Here is a 17,925-nt window from a genome sequence, read left to right as displayed (position 1 = left end):
GCACCATGAGCGCGATGACATCCGCCGCCCCTCCCGCCGGCGCCCGGCGCGGCTACCCGCTGATCGCCGCCGCACCGCCCCTGATCGCCGCGGTGGTGACGGCCGCCGTCTCCGCCGCCGTCTGGTCCCGGCTGCCGGACCGGGTCGCCACCCATGTCGGCGGCACCGGGGAGCCGGACGGCTTCGCCCACCCCGCCGTCCTCGTCACCGTCTCCGTGCTGCTGCTCGCCGGCTGGGGAGCGGGCGGTGCCTGGCTCGCCGGTACCGCCCGGGTCCCCGCCCGCGCCCTCTACTGCGGCGCGCTGGCCCCGGCCGTCCTCCTGGGTTATCTCTCCCCCGCGCTGCTGCTGGCCAACGCCGCCGCCGACCAGGCGGCCGACGTGCGGTTCCCGATGTGGCACCTCGCCGTAGCGGCCGGCGCGGCGCTCGCCGCCGCCGCGCTCGCCCTGGTGCTCCCCACCCGTCCGGCGCCCGAGGGCGAGCGGGGCGACGGCGCGGCGCCCCGTACCAGCACACTCGGGCTGCGCCCCGGGGAGCGCGTGGTGTGGCAGCGCACCGTCCACTCCTGGCTGCTGACCGCCCTTCAGGGCGCCATGGTGATCGCCGCCGTCCTCATCGCGGCCGTGGGCGGCGACACGGGCGCGTGGATCGTACTGCTGGGCGGGGCGGTGATCCTCGCCCTCACCACCCGGGTCCGGGTGAGCGCCGGGGAGTTCGGGCTCGCGCTGCGCCCGGCCCTGCTCGGCGTGCCGCGGCTCGGCGTCCCGCTGGACCGCATCGCGGCGGCGGAGGTGCGCCCCACCAGCCCGCTGAAGGACCTGGGCGGCTGGGGCTACCGGATCACCGCCGGGCGGCGCGGCTTCGCGGTGCGCTCCGGCGACGGGCTCTGGCTGGAGCTCACCGACGGCAAGCAGTACGTGGTGGTGGTCGACGACGCCCGTACCGCCGCCGCGCTGCTGAACGACCTGATCGCCCGGCGGTCCGCGCACTCCGAGGGCTGACATGCTCATCCGTATCGATCCGGCGTCGTCCCGGCCGCTGTCCGCGCAGATCGCGGCCTCGGTACGGCGCGCGCTGACCGGCGGCGAACTGCGCGGCGGCGACCGGCTGCCGCCCGCCCGGGACGTGGCGCGCTCGCTCGGCATCAACATGCACACCGTGCTCAAGGGCTACCAGGAGCTGAAGGCCGAGGGCCTGATCGACCTGCGCCCGGGGCGCGGGGCGGTGGTGACCGCCGCGGCGCCCCGCTCCCGGGCCCGGCTGCTGGAGGCGGGGCACCACCTGGTGGCGCTGGCCCGTGAGTCGGGCTTCTCGGACGAGGAGACGCTGGCGCTGGTCCGCGAGTGCCTGGCGCCGCCCGCCGGGGGCGGGGGGCGCTGAGCGGCATGCCCGGGCGGGCGGCGCGGGAGCCGTCGCCCGGACCGGTGGCGGCCGTCAGGCCGGCGGGCGCGGGGTGGGCGCCAGCCGGGCGGCGTCCCCCGGCGCAGCCGGGCGGGGCGGAACCGCGCGCGGAGGTACGGCGGGCGGTGGGCCGGGCGGTACGGCGGCGGGCGAGGGGCACGGCGGCACCGCGGCCGACGGCAGGCCCGGCGGTACGGCGGCGGGCGGCAGGCCCGGCGGTACGGGCGGCAGCGGGGGCGCGGCGGCCGGGGGCCACGGTGCGGCGGCGGGCGGGTCCACCGGACCGGCCGCCGTGCTCCCGGGGCCGGGGCCGGGCCCCGTACCGGGCCCGGGCGGTGCGGGCGGTGCCCCCGGCTGCCCGGCGGGCGCCGGTCCGACCGGACCGGCCGGGGCCGGCGCGGAGGCCGCGGCGCCCGGCCCGGACCCGTCCCGTGCCGTCCCGCCCGGCCGGCGCAGCTTGGCCAGCTCCGCGTTGAACTGGGCACCCGCCAGCAGCGAGAGGTTCGTCAGCCACAGCCACACCAGGAAGACGATCACCCCGGCCAGCGGCCCGTACAGCCGGTTGTAGGTGCTCACGTGCGAGGCGTACAGCGCGAACCCGGCCGACGCCCCCAGCCACAGCACCACCGCCAGCGCCCCGCCCGCCGCACCCCGGCCCGGAGCGCGGCCGGCCGGTGGGCCGGTGCGGAACAGGATCAGCACCAGGCCGGCCACCAGCACCATCAGCAGCGGCCACTTCAGCGCGCTCCAGCCCGCCGCCACCGCCTCCCCGGTGCCCAGCGCCCGCCCCAGGGTGCGGACCGCACCGCCGGTGAGGATCAGCGCGGTCGCCGACACGATCAGCAGCCCCAGCAGCCCGAGCGCGGTGAGCAGCGTGCGGTGGATGTGCCGCCAGGCCGGCCGGTGGTCCTCCACCCCGTGCATGGCGTGCTGCACCCGCCGGAACACGCTCAGATAGTTGTAGGCGGAGACCACCGAGCTGACGGTGGCCACCACGATCAGCAGCCACGCCGCCTGGCGCTGGTCTGCCAGGTCGAGCAGCGCCCGGTGCACGTCACCCCGGGAGTTGGCCGGCACCAGCGCCGTCACATGGCCGATCAGTTCGGGGGCGGCGCCGGGGAAGGTGAGGCTCATCACCGACAGGGCGACCAGCAGCCCGGGGAAGATCGCGAGCACCGTGTAGTAGGTGAGGGCCGCGGCCCAGTGGTCGATGTCGTCGCGCCACAGCGACACCGGGGTGCGCCGCAGCGCCGTGCCCCAGTCCTCGGGCGGACGCCGCCGGTGGACGTTCCGTCCCCCTCGTGTACCGCGCATCGCTCACCCTGCCTGTCGTACGGCCTCGACCAGGGCGCCCAGCGCCCACCCTACGCAGGATAGGACCAGCTCAGCGGCGCAGCCGCTGCCCGCCTCCCCGTTCTGGTGTTCTCCGGGTTGCGGCACCGGCCGGGCCGCCGCCTGGACCATGTGCAGGGTCCAGACCACGAGCCCGGCCACGATGACGCCCACGGCCGGTGTCCTCCGCTGCGTCCAGTGACGTACGGGACGGGTCACCGCACCCGCGCCTCCTCCTCCGTGTCCTCCTCGTCGGGCAGCCGTACGTCCACGATGGAGAGGTTGACCTCGACGACCTCCAGGCCGGTCATGCGCTCGACGGCCGCGATGACGTTCTCCCGCACCTCGTGGGCGACCTCGGTGATCGGCACCCCGTACTCGACGACGACGTCGAGGTCCACGGCCGTCTGCTTCTGCCCGACCTCGACCTTCACGCCCCGGCTGACGTTGGACCGCCCGCCCGGAACGCGGTCGCGGACCGCGCCGAGCGTGCGGCTCAGCGAACCGCCGAGCGCGGCCACCCCGGGCACCTCCCGGGCGGCGAGGCCGGCGATCTTCTCCACCACGCCGCCGGCGATGGAGGTACGGCCCCGGCTCGCGGCCGGCTCTTGCGTGCCGGTGGCGCCCTCGGCGAGGCTGGTGCCGCCGTCGGTCGTCCGGTCCGCCGCCCGGTCCTGCTCGCCGCTCTCGTCGCGCTCCGTCGCGGGGCCGGGAACGGTGCTCGGGGAAACTGTCTTGGCTGCCATGGCGTACCTTCCGTCATGCGGTTCGTCGTGCTGACATCAGGTTGGACACGGCAGAGGGAGAATCGTCACGCGGTCGCGGCGGATTTTTTTCGGAAGGGGGCGGTGCGTGTCCGGGCACAGCCTTGACCGGCACGACGACGCGCTGCTCGCGGTGCGGGCGGGAGAGGGTGACGAGGATGCCTTTGAGGTGCTGGTACGACGGCACGGTCCGGTACTCCTGCGGCTGGCCGAGCAGTTGCTGGGCGGACCCGCCGAGGCGGAGGACGCCGTTCAGGAGGCTCTGGTGAGCGCCTGGCGGCGGCTGCCGGAGTTCCGCGGCGAGGCGGCGTTCGGCAGCTGGATGTACCGGATCGTCACCAATCGCTGCCTGAACGTCCTGCGGGCCCGGCGTCCGCTCACGCCGCTGGAGGCGGTCGCCGAGCCGGCCGCGCCCGAGCCGCAGGCGTCCCCCGAACGCGCGGCGGAGACGGGGGCGGCGGTGCACGCGCTGCGCGACGCGCTGGGCGGGCTCTCCCCGGAGCAGCGGGCGTGCTGGGTGCTGCGGGAGTTCCACGATCTGAGTTACGAGGACATCGCGCGGGCGGTCGGGATCAGCCCGCAGGCGGTGCGCGGCCGGATATTCCGGGCCCGGCGCGCCCTGACGGAGGCGATGGCGGCATGGCGGTGAACCACGGGGCCGGCGAGGAGCCGGAGGACGAACTGCTGCCCTGCGGGCAATCGCTGATGGAGCTGTGGGAGGACCCCGCCGGCCCGCGGGTGCCGCCGGCCGGGCACCCCGAGGAGTGCCCGCACTGCGCGGCGGCGCTCGCCGAGCTGCACGCGCTGGAGGAGTTCGTGACGCGCTCCCGGGCGAGCGAGGCGGCGGCGCCGCGCCGTGAGCTGTCGGTGTCCACGGTGATGGACATCGTGCGGATGGAGCTGCGCCCGGGGCGTACGCTGCCGCTGGGCGAGCCGGACGAGGACGCCTGGATCGTGGAGGCCGCGGCGGCCAAGGTGTTCCGCGCGGCGGTGGACGCGCTGCCGGAGGTCACCGCGGGCAGCTGCCGGATCGCCCCGGTGGGCGCGGGCGGCCGGCACCCGGCCGGGCGCGGCCCGGTGCGGGTGAGGATCGAGGTGGTGGCCGGGATGACATGGACGGTTCCGCGGCTGGCGGAAGCGGTACGGGACGCGGTGGCGCGGGCGGCCGGCGAACGGCTGGGTCTTGAGGTGCTGGCGGTGGACGTGGTGGTCATGGACCTGGTGGAACCGGCCGGCGGGAACGGGCGGACCCCGTGGTGAACGGCGAACCGGCGCTCGCCGATCGGGTGCTGCGGGCCGCCGCGGCGGCGGCGCGCGAGGTCGCGGGGGTGGCGTATCTGCGGCCCGGTCTCGCGGAGGTGCTGCGCGGAGCGGGCGGCCGGGTGGCACGGCGCCCGGCGGGGGTGCGGGTGCGGCCCGGCCGGTCGGCGGGCAGCTGGGAGGTCCACATCGAGCTGGCGGCGGCGCGCGGCCACCGGGCGGTGGAGGTGACGCGGGCGGTGCGCGCGGCGGTCACCGGGGCGGTGGCCGAGGTGCTGGGCAGCGGCGGCGCGGTTCCGGAGGGGGCCGGGGCGGCGCGGGTCGCGGTGCGGGTGACCGTGACCGACGTGAGCTGACCGGGCGGTTCCGCCCCGCCATTCGCGCCACGGCCCGGTGCGGCCTGCGGGGTCCCGGGGCCGCCGGGCTTGTCTGTGAAGGTATGAAGATCTCTTTCCTCCTGCACAACGGGTACGGGATCGGGGGAACGATCCGGACGACCTTCAACCTGGCGCAGGCGCTGGCCTCCCGGCACGAGGTGGAGATCATCTCGGTCCTGCGGCACCGGGAGCAGCCGCACTTGGCGCTCGATCCCCGGGTGCGGATGCGGGCCCTGGTGGACCTGGCCGGCGAGCAGGACGACCCCCGGCACCGCCGGCCCCCGCGGGTCTTCCCGTCCGGGGACTCGCGCCGCTTCCAGTACAGCGAGCTGACGGACGAACGGATCGCCGCCGCCCTCGGCGCCCTCGACGCGGATGTGGCGGTCGGCACCCGCGCCGGGCTGAACGTCCATCTGGCGCTCCAGGCGCCCGGCCGGGTGGTGAAGGTGGCGCAGGAGCACCTGACCCTGGACGGCCAGCCCTCCCGGATGCGCAACGCCATGCGCCGCGTCTACCCCCGGCTGGACGCGATCACCTGCGTCACGCGGGCGGACGCCGCCGCGTACCGCCGCAAACTGGGGCTGTCCGGGGTGCGGGTCGAGGCCCTGCCGAACAGCGTGCCCGAGCCCGCCGTCGCGCCGGCCGAGGGCCGCGCGCGGGTGGTGATCGCCGCCGGGCGCCTCCACCGGGTCAAGCGGTTCGACCGGCTGATCGAGGCCTGGGCTCAGCTGGCCGGGCGCTTTCCCGCGTGGCAGCTGCGGATCTACGGGCACGGCCCCGAGCGGGACGCGCTGCGCCGGCTCATCGACGCGCGCGCCCTCAACGACCAGGTCTTCCTGATGGGCCCGGCCACGCCGCTGGAGGCCGAGTGGGTCAAGGGCTCGATCGCGGTGCTGACCTCGGAGTTCGAGCCGTTCGGGATGACGCTGGTGGAGGCCATGCGGTGCGGTCTCCCGGTGGTCGCCACCGACTGTCCGCACGGGCCGCGCGAGATCGTCGCCGACGGACAGGACGGCCGGCTCGTCCCGGTCGGGGACCGGGACGCGCTGGCCGGGGCGCTCGCCGCGCTGATGGCGGACGGCGCGCTGCGGCGGCGGATGGGTGAGCGGGCGCGGGAGAACGCCGCCCGGTTCGATCCGGCGCCGGTGGTGGAGCACGCGGAGAGGCTGTTCGGTGAGCTGCTGGCCGCCAGGCGCGCCGGGGCGCCGCGACGCCGGGCCGGGCTGCTGCGCGGGGTGGGCGCGGCGGTGCTCAGCGGCGGCTACGCGGTACGGGATCTGACCTGGGCGGCGGGCGCCGCCACGCTCAGGACGGCACGGAGGGCGCGGTGACGGCGACGGCGGCCGGGACGGGGACGGAGGCGTTCGCGGCGCGGCCGGTGGCCGGCTGCGCGGTGGACGCGGCCGGGGTGCTCACCGTGGACATGGAGCTGCCGGCGGGTGGCGCGGCCGGGGCGGTGCTGCGGCTGCGCCCGGCGGCGGGCGCGCGGGCCACGGTGGTCGCGCTGGAGCCGCTGCCGGGGGCGCCGGGGCGGCTGCGGTTCCGGCTGCCCCGGGAACGGGTGCTGGCCGAGGGCCACTGGGAGGTGCTGCTGGAGGACGGCGGCCGGCGCTCTCCGGTGGCGGCCGGGCTGCGGGATCTGCGCGCCCTGGTGGACCGCCCGCTCCCGGCGGGTCCTGGGCCGCTGGCGGTGCGGGTGCCGTACGCGGACGGCGGCGGCGCGCTGGTGGTGCGGGCCTGGCTGCGGGAGGGCCATGTGGAGGCGGGGCCGCTGCGATTGGCGGACGGCGCGCTGACAGTGTGGGCGCGGCCGGTCGGGGTGGCGGTGACGGCCGGGGCGCGGGTGCTGCTGCGCCGCCGGGGCACGGGCGGGCCGCGGCACGAGGTGCCGGTGCGGGTGGACGCCTCGGGCGGACTGCGGTGGACGGTGGAGCTGGCGCGGCTGCTGGAGGAGGAGCCGCCGCGCGCCGCGTACTGGGATCTGTTCCTGCTCCCCTCCCCCACCGCCGCGCCCGTCCGGATCTCCCGGCTGCTGGACGATGTGGCGGAGCGCAAGCGGGTGTTCGTCTATCCGCACACCCGGGTGGCCGGGCAGCGGGTGTTCCCGTACTACACGGTGGACAACGATCTCTCGATCGAGGTGAACGCCCCGGAGGCCGGCTGACGCGGCCCCCGCCGGCCCCGGGGCGTGCCCGGTCGGGTACGCCCCCGGGGCGGCCGTCGTCACAGATAGCCGAAGAGCGACAGCCAGCGCCGCTGGTCGGCCTCGGCGGCGTCGATCAGCTCCTGCGGCGGGATGCGGACGATGAGTCCGGAGTCGGCGGCGGGCAGTTGCTGGCCGAGGATCTCGGGCGGGCTGACGTCGGAGCGCGCCGGGAACTCGCCGATCTGCCGGAAGACGTCCTGGCCGCGCTGGGACAGGTTCCAGTCGAGGAAGAGTTCGGCCGCCGCCTCGTGGCGGGCGGAGGTGGTCTTGCCGACGAAGTAGTCGTAGGCGGCCATCCCTTCCTCCGGGACGACGAAGTCGACCGGGGCGTTCTTGGCGGCGGCGATGTTGACGCTGCTGACCACGGCGGTGGCCACCGAGACCTCGCCGCGGGCCAGTGATTCCAGGGCGGCGCTGGAGGAGTCGAAGATCCGGGGCCGCTGGTCGGCGAGCGCGGGCAGGAAGTCCGGTCCCAGCCGCTCCTCCTGGAAGCGGGTGAGGGTCAGCGAGGAGCCGCCGGCGCCGACCTGGGTGATGCCGAGGTGGCCCCGCCAGCGGTCCTCGGTCAGCCCCTCCCAGGAGGTGGGGGCGTCCTCGGGATCGACCAGCACGGTGTTGTAGGCGAAGGTGTAGAGCGGATTGAAGACCCGGTAGAAGGCGCCGTCCCGGTAGCGGACGGTGTCGTCGAGGCTGTCGGCGCCGGGCACGTCGTGGCCGGTGAAGACCCCCGCGTCGTACATGCGCATCGCGATGTCGTAGTCGGAGGTGCGCACCACGTCGGCGCCGAGCCGGCCGGCGCCCTGTTCGCTCAGGACGCGTTCGGCGAGCCGGTTGGGCACCAGCCGCACCAGGTTGACCTCGATGCCGGTGTCCCGTTCGAAGGCGGCGATCACCTGCTTCTCGGAGTTCTCGACGTAGCCGCTGTAGAGGGAGAGCGATCCTTCGGCGCGGGCGGCTTCGAACAGTTCGGCGTCGGCGATGCGCTCGCCGTCCACCACCAGGCCGTCGCTGGTGTCGACGGTGGCGGATTCGGCGTCCACGACGGCGACCGAGGGCGGCGCGGCGCAGGAGGCGGCGGCCAGGGCGAGCGGGACGGTGAGGGCGGTGAGGGCGTAGCGGAGGCGGGTTCTCATCGGGCACCGTCCACGGTCCGTGCTCCAAGGGACTTGGCCAGCAGGGCGATGACGCCGATGACGCCGCAGTAGAGCAGGCTCACCGAGGCGGCGCCCTGCATGGCGCCGTTGTCGTAGTTGTCGAAGATGAGGATGGACAGCAGCCGGGTGTCGGAGGTGAACAGGAAGAGCGCGGCCGACAGTTCGCGCATGCAGAGCATCAGCAGGAGCAGCAGGGTGGAGACCATGCCGACCCGCATCAGGGGGAGGGTGACCTTGGTGACGGCCTTGGTGCGGTGGGCGCCGAGCAGGACGGCGCTGTCCTCCAGATCGCGATCCACCTGGAGGATGGAGGCGCTGACGCCCCGGTAGCTCTGGGGCAGGAAGACGGCGAGGAAGGCGACGATCAGCACCACGACCGTGCCGTACACCGGCAGCGGCACGACCAGCCAGGTCCACAGCAGGCCGAGGCCGAGCACGATGGCGGGCACGGCGAGCGGGGCCATGGCGGCGAACTCCAGGACGCGGCGGCCGGCGGCGCCGGTGCGGTAGACGGTGTAGGCCAGCCCGAAGCTGAGGGCGGTGCCGATGAGTCCGGCGAGGACGGCGGTGAGGACGCTGTTGCGGGCGGCCTGGAGGAAGTCGTCGGAGGTGATCAGCTCGCCGAGGGCGTAGAAGGAGAGCGCGCCGGGTTCGGTGAGCTGGCCGAGGGAGGCGACGTACGGGGAGTTCTGGAGCGAGGCGATCAGCAGGGCGCCCAGCGGCAGGACGACGGCGAGGACGAAGTAGAGGACGGCGGCGGCGAAGGCGGGCAGGCGCCAGCGGCCGAGCGGCACCTTCTTGGGTTTGACGCCCTTGCCGGTGACGGTGGTGAACTTGCGCCGCAGCACGGCCCGTTGCTGGATCGCGGTGACGATGAGCAGGACGCCGGTGAGGACGATGGCGACGGCGGCTGCCTCGTTGCCCCGGGAGGGGGAGGCGTTCATCAGCCGGTAGATGAAGCTGGGCAGGGTGTCGATCTGGGCGGGGTTGCCGATCACCTGGGCGACGGGGAAGTTCTCCATGGTGAGGGCGAAGATGAGGATGCCGGAGCCCAGGACTGCGGGGAGGGCGAGGGGGAAGGTGACGCGGCGCAGGGTGCGGCGGCGGGTGCCGCCGTGCACGAAGGCCGCTTCCTCCAGGTCGGGGTTCATGAGGGAGAGCGCGCCATGCACCAGGAGGAAGGCGTACGGGGCGTAGTACAGCGCCAGGACCATGATGAGGCCCGGCATGCTGTAGATGTTGACGGTGATGTTCAGCCCGACGCTGTGCAGCAGCAGGTTGAGGAAGCCGGTGGCGGGGCTGCCCAGCAGGGACCAGGCCAGCGCGCCGACCAGGGAGGGCAGGAACATCGGGGCGATGCCGGCGAAATAGAGGAACCGGCGGCCGGGGGTGTCGGTGCGGGCGGCGAGGAAGGCGAGTCCGCAGCCGATGGCGAGGGCCAGGACGGAGGCGGAGCCGGCGACGAGGAGGGAGTTGCCGACGGCGCCGAGGGCCTGGCTGGAGCCGAAGATGGCGAAGTTGTCGAGGGAGAGTCCGCTCAGGCCGATGGAGCCGGGGCGCGGGGTCTCGGAGCTGAACGCGGCGAGCGCGATGAACAGCATCGGGACGATGACGAGGACGCCGAGGATCAGCAGCAGGACGGAGGTGGGCAGGCCGCGGCGGATTCTGATCAGCAGGGTGCTCACGCGGGCACCTCCGCCGGCAGGATCTGGACGGCGTCGGGGTCGGCGGAGGCCCAGACGGGGGTGCCGACGTCGAGCATGCGGGTGGCGCGGCGCGGGACGACGGCGTCGAGTTCGGGGCCGTCCTTGAGGCTGACCCGGTAGCGGACGTAGGAGCCCTGGAAGCTGACCACGTCGACGCGGCCCGGCCAGCTGTTGGCGCCGGTGGCGGGTTCGCCGGTGAGCCGGATGTCCTCGGGACGGATGCAGACGCGGGGGTCTTTGCCGGTGCCGGCGGCGGGGGTGTCGCTGGTGACCTCGGTGGCGTGTCCGGTGAGCCGGTAGGTGGCCGGGGCGCTCCCGGGGCCGGCCGGGGCGCAGGGGAAGATGTTGGAGACGCCGAGGAAGTCGGCGATGGCGGCGGAGGACGGGGCGTCGTAGATCTTCTCGGGGCGGTCGATCTGGACGATCCGGCCGCCCTGCATAAGGGCGATGCGGTCGGCGAGGGCGAGCGCCTCGGACTGGTCGTGGGTGACGTAGACGCAGGTGAGGCCGAGCCGTTGCTGGATCTCGCGGAGTTCGACCCGCAGCCGGTCGCGCAGCCGGGCGTCGAGGTTGGAGAGCGGTTCGTCGAGCAGCAGCACGCTGGGGCGCATGACGAGGCTGCGGGCGAGGGCGACGCGCTGCATCTGGCCGCCGCTGAGCAGGCTGGCGCCGCGCTCGGCGTACTCGGTGAGGCCGACCAGAGCGAGGACGTCGGCGACGCGCTCGCGGATCTCGGCCTTGGGCAGGCGCTGTTGCTGGAGGGGGAAGGCGACGTTCTGGAATATGGTGCGGTGCGGCCAGACCGCGTAGGACTGGAACACCATGCCGACGTTGCGCTTGTTCGGGGCGACCCGGACGCCGCGTTCGCCGTCGAAGACGACGGTGTCGCCGATGGTGATCCGGCCGCCGGTCGGGGTCTCCAAGCCGGCCACGCACCGCATGGTGGAGGTCTTGCCGCAGCCCGATTTGCCCAGCAGCACCAGTGACTCGCCGTCCTCGACGGTGACGCTGAGCCGGTCGATGGCGGTGGCCTCGCCGTAGGCGAGGGTGATGTTCTCCAACTGGACTTTCACGACAGCTCCTTTGCTGCCCAGAAGGCGGGTGCGCCGGGGCTCACACGCTTTCCTGGAGTAGTGCGGGGACGAGAAGGTGAGCGGTGGCGATGCGCCGGGCGGCTCGGTGCAGGGTGACGAGCCGGACGGTGCCCGAGGCGTCGGTCTCCGCCTCCGCGGCCACGACGCCGGCCGGGGTTCCCAGCCGCACGACGGTGGCGGACGGTCGGTTTCCGGCCAGTTTTGCCGGGATCGTGCCGGGTGTCAGTACCGCGGACGCGACGGCTACGGCGGAGGTCAGGCCGATGACCGGGTGCGGCGCGTGCATGGAGACCATGCGGACGGCCACATCGTAATCAGCCATGCGCACTGTCTCACCCAGCGTGGTGATGTAGTCGCCGGGAGCCGCCACCACGCCCGCCTTGGGCACGGCGTGGCTGACCGGGTCGGCCTCGGTGGCCAGGCCCATCCGCAGCGCGGCGGCCCGGCGCAGCGCGGCCAGGGCCGGGACGTGCGCGGCGAACTCTTCCGGGTTCTCCAGGGCGGTGGCGCCGAGGGCGGCGGCGTCGGCGAGGACGGCGGGGGCGCCGGCGTCGACGAGGGTGACCGGGACGCCGCCGAGCAGTTCGGTACCGGCCCCGGTGGGCAGCAACGCTCCGGTGCTGGCCCCGGCCGGGTTCCGGAAGCCGAGCCCGACGGGGACGCCGATGGCGAGCGAGCCGGGCACGGTCGCGGTCCCGAGTTCCGGGACGGTGCCGCCGGGGGTGGGGACGGTGGCGGAGAGCCGGACGCCGGTGTTGCGGTTGCGCAGCACCACGGTGCTGCGCGGCCCGGTGGGCACAGCGAGGCCGTTGAGCAGCGCGTACAGGCCGACGGCGGTGGCGCAGTTGCCGCAGTTGCTGCCCCATTCGACGCCGGGGGTGCCGATGCCGACCTGGGCGAAGAGGTAGTCCACGTCCACGCCGTCCTCGATGGAGGGGTGCACGATGGCGGCTTTGGAGGTGGTGGAGGTGGCTCCGCCGACGCCGTCGATCTGGCGCGGGTCACGGGCGCCGAACGCCGAGGCCAGCACCTCGTCCAGCCGCCCGCCGGGCCGGTCGGCGCCGGGCGGCAGATCGCGGGCGTCGAAGATCCAGCACTTGCTGGTACCGCCGCGCATGAGGGTTCCTGGCAGTCGCAACACCCGACGTCCTTCCGTACCTGGTCCGAGCGATGTCGAGCATGGACGCCGGGGAGGTTCAGTACAATCTCGGAAAAGTGGAGACCCCTTTAGCAGAACTTAAGGCTGGCGCCATGAGACTCGATGTGCGGCGGATGCTGCTGCTGGCCGAAGTGGCCGGGCACGGCTCCCTGACGGCGGCGGCCCAGGCCATGGCGTTCACCCCGTCCGCCGTTTCGCAGCAAATCGCAAAGCTGGAGTCCGAGGCGGGCCAGCCGCTGCTGGAACGGCACGCCAGAGGCGTGGCGCTGACCCCGGCGGGAGAGGCACTCGTCCGGCACGCGCGGCGCATCGGGCGGCAGCTGGGCGCGGCGGCGGCCGAGCTGGACGAGATCGCCGGACTTCGCTCGGGCGAACTGCGGATCGGGTCCTTCCCGACCGCCGGGTCCTCGCTGCTGCCGCTCGTGGTGCGCCGCTTCGCACAGGCCCATCCGGGCATCCGGCTGGTCGTACGCAGCGCCGTGCTCGACGGGCTGCTGTCGATGCTGGAGAGCCGCGAGATCCAGCTGGCGCTGCTGTGGGACTACGACTGGAGCCGGGTGGACGACCCGGCGCTGGCCCTCACCCCGCTGCTGGACGACGCCACCGCGCTGATCGTCTCCGACGGCCACCCACTGGCCCACCGGGACGCGGTGAACATGGCGGAGCTGAGCGGCGAGGACTGGATCACCCGCGCCGACGAGCACCCGGTGGCCGACGTACTGGCCCGCAGCTGCCACGCGGCCGGCTTCCGGCCGTCGATCGCCTTCTTCGCCCACGACTACCAGGAGGCGCAGGCGATGGTCTCCATCGGCCTGGGCATCGCCCTGGCGCCCCGGCTGGCGCTGACGAACCTGCGCTCGGGCATCAAGGTGATCGCCCTCGAACCCTCGGCCCCCACCCGCCGCATCCTGCTCGCCCGCCTGGCCGACCGCCGCCCCACCCCGGCGGAGACGGCGGCGGAATCCCTCTTCCACGAGGCGGCGACAGCGTTGCGCCGGAGCCGGTGACCGCACCCCCCGGCCGCGGCCCGTTCGCCGTACCCTGCCGGGCATGACCTCCACCGCGCGGACCGCCGCGCCGCCGCCCCCCGTCCCCGCCGAGCTGCTGCCCCGCACGGTGGCCGTGGCCATGGACGGCAACGGCCGCTGGGCGCGGGCCCGGGGCCTGTCCCGCAGCGAGGGCCACCGGGCGGGGGCCGAACGGCTGCCGGAGCTGGCCCGGGCGGCGCTGGAGATCGGCGTGCGGCGGCTGGTGGTGTACGGGTTCTCCACCGAGAACTGGCGCCGCTCGCCCCAGGAGGTGGCCGCGCTGATGCGGCTGAGCGAGCAGGCGCTGGGCGCCCAGCGGGAGCGGCTGCACGCCATGGGCGTACGGGTGCGCTGGTCGGGACGGCCCGGGCGGCTGTGGCGCGGGGTGGTCAGGGAGCTGCGGGCGACCGAGGAGCTGACCCGGGACAACGACCGGCTGACGCTGGACCTGTGCGTCAATTACGGCGGTCAGGCCGAGCTGGTGGACGCGATGGCCGCGATCGCACGGCAGGCCGGGGCGGGCGTGCTGCGCCCGGAAGCGGTGGACGAGGAACTGCTGGGGCGGCATCTGTACCAGGCGGACGGTGCGGACGTGGAGCTGTTCCTCCGCCCGTCCGGTGAGCACCGGACGTCCAATTTCCTGCTGTGGCAGCTGGCGCACGCGGAGCTGGTCTTTCTCGACGTGCTGTGGCCGGACTTCGAGCGCCGTCATCTGTGGGAGGCCGTGCGGATCTACGCGGAGCGGCGGAGGCGGCGTGAAGGGGTTGTGCCCGACCTGTCATCCCTTCCCCGGTCGAGCACGTCTTAATCGGGCCATGCGCGAATTGCGTTGGTAGCCTGGGGCGAGTGCCCAGGACTTTCGTGTCCGGGCTTCTCCTCAGGGGTTTCCTTCTCATGGTTTCTCTTGCTCTCGGGCCGCAGTGGCTGGACCCGGACTGGCTCATCCCGACCTTCGGCCTCATCGGCATTCTGGTGATCGTCTTCGCCGAGTCGGGACTTCTCATCGGGTTCTTCCTGCCCGGTGACTCCCTGCTGTTCACGACCGGCCTGCTGGTCGCCACCGACCAGTACCTGCACTATCCGCTGTGGCTGGTCTGCACCCTCATCGTGATCGCAGCCGTGCTCGGTGACCAGGTGGGCTATCTCTTCGGCAGAAAGGTGGGGCCCGCCCTCTTCAACCGGCCGGACTCGCGGCTCTTCAAGCAGGAGAACGTGGCCAAGGCGAGCGAGTTCTTCGCCAAGCACGGCCCGAAGTCGCTGATCCTGGCCCGGTTCGTGCCCATCGTGCGGACCTTCACCCCGATCATCGCCGGGGTGGCGCGCATGCACTACCGCACCTTCGTGCTCTTCAACGTCATCGGCGGCGTGCTGTGGGGCGCCGGGGTGACGCTGCTGGGCGCCGCGCTGGGGCAGATCGCGTTCGTCCGCACCAACATCGAGTTCATGCTGATCGGCATCGTGGCGCTGTCGGTGCTGCCGATCGTGATCGAGTTCTGGCGGGCCCACCGCGCCGGCAAGCGGGCGGAGGGCGCCGTACCGGCCGGGGCCGGGCAGCCGGCCCCGGACAGCAGCACGCCCCCGGCCGAGGGCCGGGGGCGGCATGCCAGACGCTGAGCTTCGCCTGAAGCGGGGGTCAGCGGCTCGCTGACACCTCCTCCGGCTGCCGCTCGGCTTCCTGGTCCGGGCGGCGGCCACCGGGCAGTATCTTGGCCACCCAGTGCGAACGCCCGGCCACCAGCGGTGCGAGCACCGCGAGGATGAGCACGTAGCTGGCGATGAAGGGCGAGAGCCGTGGGTCGAGTCCGGCGGTCGCCGCCATGGTGGCGAGAATCAGCGCGAACTCCCCTCGGGCCAGCAGGGTGGTGCCCACATTGGCCGTCGGTTGCGGTCCGAATCCGTAGATGCGGGCCGCGACGATACCGGCGGTCAGGTTCATCGCCAGGGTGATGACCACGGCGATCAGCACCGGGACGATGACCGAGCCGATGTCGCCCGGGTCGATGGACAGACCGAAGCCGAAGAAGAAGATCGCGGCGAACGCGTCCCGCAGCGGATGCACGAGATCGCGGATCCTGCCCCCGGACGCGGTGCTGCCCAGGATCAGACCGACCATGAAGGCGCCGATCGCGTCGGCGACACCGAACTTCTCGGAGATCCCGGCCACCAGCACGGCCGCGCCGAGGAACGAGATGACCAGCAGCTCGTTGTCCTTGGTCGCGAACAGCTTGCCGATGACCTTGGTGCCGAAGCGGGCGGCCAGCGCCAGCACCAGCAGGAAGGCGAAGGCCTTGCCGATCTGGCCGGCGGTCTCCGCGAGGTCGTCCGCGCCCGAGATGATCGGCTGGAGCGCGGCCAGGTACATGGCGAGGAAGATGTCCTCCACCACGATGATGCCCAGGATCGGCTTGGTCTCGGGGTTTCCGATCCGGCCGAGGTCCACGAGGATCTTGGTGACGATCGCGGAGGAGGAGATTCCCAGGACACCGGCGAAGACGAACGCCTCCGAGGTACCCCAGCCCATCATGAAGCCGAAGGCGAGCCCGGCTCCCACGTTGAGGAGCAGATAGAAGCATCCCGCGATGGCCATCTTCTTGCCACCGGTCTTGAGATCGTCCATGTGGAACTCAAGGCCGAGGTAGAACAGCAGGAGTACCAGCCCGAGGGCGGAGAGCATCTCCAGGTCGTGCGGGTCGTCGAGCAGAACGAAGCCGGGGGTGTTGGGTCCGAGGAGAATCCCGGCGAGGATGAAGAGCGGAATGGTCGGCAATCCGATGCGGCTGCCAAGGCGGGCCAGAACCGCGGCGGCGACGAAGGCGCCACCCATGGCAAGCAGAGTGTCAGCATGTCCCATGGCCGTCACCTGGGGGGTGTGACGGTCGGGAACGGGCGGAAGCCGATGCGGGCGGGCGTCGTCAAGTGGATGTCTCCTCCTGGGCGTCCGGACGTCTCGGTCAAGTGAGCGTCAAGAAAGCGTTAATAGTTAGCTTACCAAACCATTTTTTGGTCCGGTTTTCTTCCCGTGACCTCGATATGACCTGCGTCACGTGTCATCGGACGCTCACAGGGAGAGACGGGAACCCCTCCCCGGCCCGGCGCACGCACCCCATCTGCACGGGATGCCCCACGGTGACCGCCGGGGCCCACGTCCTGGGGGTAACACCCAGCATGGCCGAAAACTTCCGCGCGCCCGTACGACGGGAACGGCTACCCGGGGCAGGTTAGTTGTGTTCGTGCCCGGATGAGCAGTGCCCCCGGGCGCCAACGCTCATCCCTCCATGAACAACACGAAGGAGAGAACGCCGAGATGGTGTTCAAGAAGCTGCTCGGAGCCCTCGGAGTGGGCGGCCCCACCGTGGACACGGTCCTGGACGGCGGCCCGCAGGGCCTCGCCGTGCTGCCGGGCGGCGCCCTGAGCGGGCGGGTGGAGCTGCGCGGCGGCTCCCATGAGACGGATATCTCCCACATCACCCTGCACCTCGTGGCCCGGGTCGAGGCCGACGGCCAGGGCTTCGGCGGGCGCGACGCCGAGGGTTTCGTCGCCTTCGACCAGGTCACGGTCGGCGGCGGATTCCGGCTCGGCGCGGAGGAACAGCGCTCCGTACCGTTCACCGTCCATCTGCCGTGGGAGACCCCGGTGACCGAGCTGTACGGTCAGCCGCTGGGTGTCGTCCTCGGCGTCCGTACCGAACTCGCCGTGTCCGGCGCCAAGGACAAGGGCGACCTCGACCCGCTGCGGGTGGCCCCGCTGCCCGTGCAGGAGGCGATCCTCCAGGCGTTCGGCAACCTCGGCTTCGGCTTCCGCACCGCCGACCTGGAACTGGGCCAGATCCCGGGCACCGGCCAGCGCCTGCCGTTCTTCCAGGAGATCGAACTCACACCCTCGCCGCAGTACGCGCACCTCATGAACGAGGTCGAGGTGACCTTCCTCACCAACCCGGCCGGTGTGGAGGTCATCCTGGAGGCCGACAAGCGCGCCGGCTTCTTCGGCCAGGGCGGCCAGGACACCCTGATGCGCTTCACCGCCCAGCACGGCGACGCCGAACAGCGCGACTGGTCCGCCGAGGTGGCCTCCTGGCTGGAGCAACTCGCCGCCCGGCAGGAGCAGCGGCGCGGCGCCATGGGGTACGGCCAGCCCGGCTACGGCCAGCAGGGCTACGGCCAGGGCGGGTTCCCCCAGCAGGGCCACCCGCACGGCGGTTACCCGCAGCAGGGGTACCCGCACGGCGGCTACCAGGGCGAGCCGCAGCGCTCCGGCCCCGGCATGGGCGGCGTCATCGCGGGCGCGGCGGCCGGTGTGGCCGTCGGTGCCCTCGGCGCCTACGCCATCGGCGAGATGATGGACGGCGACGACGGCGGAGACGCCGAGGCCGCCGAGGACTTCGGCGGCGACGAGGAGTAACGGGGTGCCGGGGCCGCGCCGCCGGTCGCGGCGCGGCCCCGTACC

18 protein-coding genes are annotated in these 17,925 nt (G+C 73.5%); 11 read left to right on the top strand and 7 right to left on the bottom strand.

What is annotated here, in order from left to right:
• The first annotated feature begins 5 nt into the window (after positions 1-5).
• Positions 6-1,001: a DUF1648 domain-containing protein gene (locus tag BM385_RS05290; RefSeq protein WP_093842328.1), complete on the top strand. Its 996-nt coding sequence runs from the start codon at positions 6-8 to the stop codon at positions 999-1,001.
• A gap of 1 nt (position 1,002) precedes the next feature.
• Complete coding sequence (locus tag BM385_RS05285; protein WP_093842327.1) at positions 1,003-1,380, top strand: GntR family transcriptional regulator; 378 nt, start codon at positions 1,003-1,005, stop codon at positions 1,378-1,380.
• A 54-nt stretch (positions 1,381-1,434) separates the two neighbouring features.
• Here BM385_RS05285 and BM385_RS05280 read toward each other — a convergent pair whose 3' ends face one another.
• A complete protein-coding gene (locus BM385_RS05280; protein ID WP_254791440.1) occupies positions 1,435-2,715 on the bottom strand; it encodes a YihY/virulence factor BrkB family protein in 1,281 nt (426 codons plus the stop codon).
• Between the two features lie 233 nt (positions 2,716-2,948).
• Entirely contained in the window at positions 2,949-3,479 is a 531-nt protein-coding gene (locus tag BM385_RS05270; protein ID WP_093842326.1) for an Asp23/Gls24 family envelope stress response protein, read from the bottom strand.
• Positions 3,480-3,585: 106 nt separating this feature from the next.
• Between BM385_RS05270 and BM385_RS05265 the strand changes: the two genes are divergently transcribed.
• The 5 genes from BM385_RS05265 (at position 3,586) to BM385_RS05250 (ending at position 7,298) form a co-directional block, all read left to right on the top strand.
• Positions 3,586-4,146: an RNA polymerase sigma factor gene (locus BM385_RS05265; protein WP_019436056.1), complete on the top strand. Its 561-nt coding sequence runs from the start codon at positions 3,586-3,588 to the stop codon at positions 4,144-4,146.
• Positions 4,137-4,757 carry a hypothetical protein gene (locus BM385_RS05260; RefSeq protein ID WP_093842325.1) on the top strand — a complete coding sequence of 207 codons (621 nt, stop codon included), beginning with the start codon at positions 4,137-4,139 and terminating at the stop codon, positions 4,755-4,757. Before BM385_RS05265 ends, BM385_RS05260 begins: the two co-directional genes overlap by 10 nt.
• Positions 4,754-5,113 carry an Asp23/Gls24 family envelope stress response protein gene (locus BM385_RS26440; RefSeq protein ID WP_175542922.1) on the top strand — a complete coding sequence of 120 codons (360 nt, stop codon included), beginning with the start codon at positions 4,754-4,756 and terminating at the stop codon, positions 5,111-5,113. Before BM385_RS05260 ends, BM385_RS26440 begins: the two co-directional genes overlap by 4 nt.
• A gap of 83 nt (positions 5,114-5,196) precedes the next feature.
• The gene (locus BM385_RS05255; protein WP_019436059.1) at positions 5,197-6,465 is read left to right on the top strand and encodes a glycosyltransferase family 4 protein; all 1,269 of its coding nucleotides are present in this window, start codon (positions 5,197-5,199) and stop codon (positions 6,463-6,465) included.
• Entirely contained in the window at positions 6,462-7,298 is an 837-nt protein-coding gene (locus BM385_RS05250) for a hypothetical protein (protein WP_246338171.1), read from the top strand. The genes BM385_RS05255 and BM385_RS05250 overlap by 4 nt, the downstream gene beginning before the upstream one ends.
• Positions 7,299-7,357: 59 nt before the next feature.
• Here BM385_RS05250 and BM385_RS05245 read toward each other — a convergent pair whose 3' ends face one another.
• The 4 genes from BM385_RS05245 to BM385_RS05230 are packed head-to-tail and all read right to left on the bottom strand — an operon-like array spanning position 7,358 to position 12,435.
• Positions 7,358-8,473 carry an ABC transporter substrate-binding protein gene (locus BM385_RS05245; RefSeq protein WP_093842324.1) on the bottom strand — a complete coding sequence of 372 codons (1,116 nt, stop codon included), beginning with the start codon at positions 8,471-8,473 and terminating at the stop codon, positions 7,358-7,360.
• Positions 8,470-10,179, bottom strand: a complete 1,710-nt coding sequence (locus tag BM385_RS05240; RefSeq protein WP_217650937.1) for an ABC transporter permease — start codon at positions 10,177-10,179, stop codon at positions 8,470-8,472. Before BM385_RS05240 ends, BM385_RS05245 begins: the two co-directional genes overlap by 4 nt.
• Entirely contained in the window at positions 10,176-11,273 is a 1,098-nt protein-coding gene (locus BM385_RS05235; RefSeq protein WP_026047823.1) for an ABC transporter ATP-binding protein, read from the bottom strand. Before BM385_RS05235 ends, BM385_RS05240 begins: the two co-directional genes overlap by 4 nt.
• A 40-nt stretch (positions 11,274-11,313) precedes the next feature.
• Positions 11,314-12,435 (bottom strand): PrpF domain-containing protein, encoded by a 1,122-nt coding sequence (locus BM385_RS05230; protein ID WP_026047824.1) that lies wholly within the window; start codon positions 12,433-12,435, stop codon positions 11,314-11,316.
• 110 nt (positions 12,436-12,545) lie between these two features.
• On the opposite strand from BM385_RS05230, the gene BM385_RS05225 reads away from it, so the two are divergent.
• The 3 genes from BM385_RS05225 to BM385_RS05215 all read left to right on the top strand — a co-directional run bounded on the left by BM385_RS05225 (position 12,546) and on the right by BM385_RS05215 (position 15,095).
• Positions 12,546-13,460: a LysR family transcriptional regulator gene (locus tag BM385_RS05225; protein ID WP_037756736.1), complete on the top strand. Its 915-nt coding sequence runs from the start codon at positions 12,546-12,548 to the stop codon at positions 13,458-13,460.
• A gap of 43 nt (positions 13,461-13,503) precedes the next feature.
• The gene (gene uppS, locus BM385_RS05220) at positions 13,504-14,289 is read left to right on the top strand and encodes a polyprenyl diphosphate synthase (RefSeq protein ID WP_019436066.1); all 786 of its coding nucleotides are present in this window, start codon (positions 13,504-13,506) and stop codon (positions 14,287-14,289) included.
• 86 nt (positions 14,290-14,375) lie between these two features.
• Positions 14,376-15,095, top strand: a complete 720-nt coding sequence (locus BM385_RS05215; protein WP_019436067.1) for a DedA family protein — start codon at positions 14,376-14,378, stop codon at positions 15,093-15,095.
• 19 nt (positions 15,096-15,114) lie between these two features.
• Here the strand turns inward: BM385_RS05215 and BM385_RS05210 are convergent, their stop codons facing one another.
• The gene (locus BM385_RS05210) at positions 15,115-16,305 is read right to left on the bottom strand and encodes a cation:proton antiporter (RefSeq protein WP_019436068.1); all 1,191 of its coding nucleotides are present in this window, start codon (positions 16,303-16,305) and stop codon (positions 15,115-15,117) included.
• A 480-nt stretch (positions 16,306-16,785) separates the two neighbouring features.
• Between BM385_RS05210 and BM385_RS05205 the strand changes: the two genes are divergently transcribed.
• Entirely contained in the window at positions 16,786-17,880 is a 1,095-nt protein-coding gene (locus BM385_RS05205; RefSeq protein ID WP_093842323.1) for a sporulation protein, read from the top strand.
• The last annotated feature ends 45 nt before the right edge of the window (positions 17,881-17,925 follow it).

Origin of the sequence: Streptomyces harbinensis (assembly GCF_900116145.1) — a bacterium.
In the GTDB taxonomy this organism is placed as follows: domain Bacteria; phylum Actinomycetota; class Actinomycetes; order Streptomycetales; family Streptomycetaceae; genus Streptomyces; species Streptomyces carpaticus.
The sequence above is the reverse complement of the archived record's forward strand: the minus strand, read 5'-3'. Positions and strand labels throughout refer to the sequence as shown.

What these genes read in the sequence shown, in the direction of transcription:
- BM385_RS05290 (WP_093842328.1), top strand. Translation starts at nt 6, where the DNA reads ATGAGCGCGATGACATCCGCCGCCCCTCCCGCCGGCGCCCGGCGCGGC.
- BM385_RS05285 (WP_093842327.1), top strand. Translation starts at nt 1,003, where the DNA reads ATGCTCATCCGTATCGATCCGGCGTCGTCCCGGCCGCTGTCCGCGCAG.
- BM385_RS05280 (WP_254791440.1), bottom strand. Translation starts at nt 2,715, where the DNA reads ATGCGCGGTACACGAGGGGGACGGAACGTCCACCGGCGGCGTCCGCCC.
- BM385_RS05270 (WP_093842326.1), bottom strand. Translation starts at nt 3,479, where the DNA reads ATGGCAGCCAAGACAGTTTCCCCGAGCACCGTTCCCGGCCCCGCGACG.
- BM385_RS05260 (WP_093842325.1), top strand. Translation starts at nt 4,137, where the DNA reads ATGGCGGTGAACCACGGGGCCGGCGAGGAGCCGGAGGACGAACTGCTG.
- BM385_RS05255 (WP_019436059.1), top strand. Translation starts at nt 5,197, where the DNA reads ATGAAGATCTCTTTCCTCCTGCACAACGGGTACGGGATCGGGGGAACG.
- BM385_RS05245 (WP_093842324.1), bottom strand. Translation starts at nt 8,473, where the DNA reads ATGAGAACCCGCCTCCGCTACGCCCTCACCGCCCTCACCGTCCCGCTC.
- BM385_RS05225 (WP_037756736.1), top strand. Translation starts at nt 12,546, where the DNA reads ATGAGACTCGATGTGCGGCGGATGCTGCTGCTGGCCGAAGTGGCCGGG.
- uppS (WP_019436066.1), top strand. Translation starts at nt 13,504, where the DNA reads ATGACCTCCACCGCGCGGACCGCCGCGCCGCCGCCCCCCGTCCCCGCC.
- BM385_RS05215 (WP_019436067.1), top strand. Translation starts at nt 14,376, where the DNA reads ATGGTTTCTCTTGCTCTCGGGCCGCAGTGGCTGGACCCGGACTGGCTC.
- BM385_RS05210 (WP_019436068.1), bottom strand. Translation starts at nt 16,305, where the DNA reads ATGGGTGGCGCCTTCGTCGCCGCCGCGGTTCTGGCCCGCCTTGGCAGC.
- BM385_RS05205 (WP_093842323.1), top strand. Translation starts at nt 16,786, where the DNA reads ATGGTGTTCAAGAAGCTGCTCGGAGCCCTCGGAGTGGGCGGCCCCACC.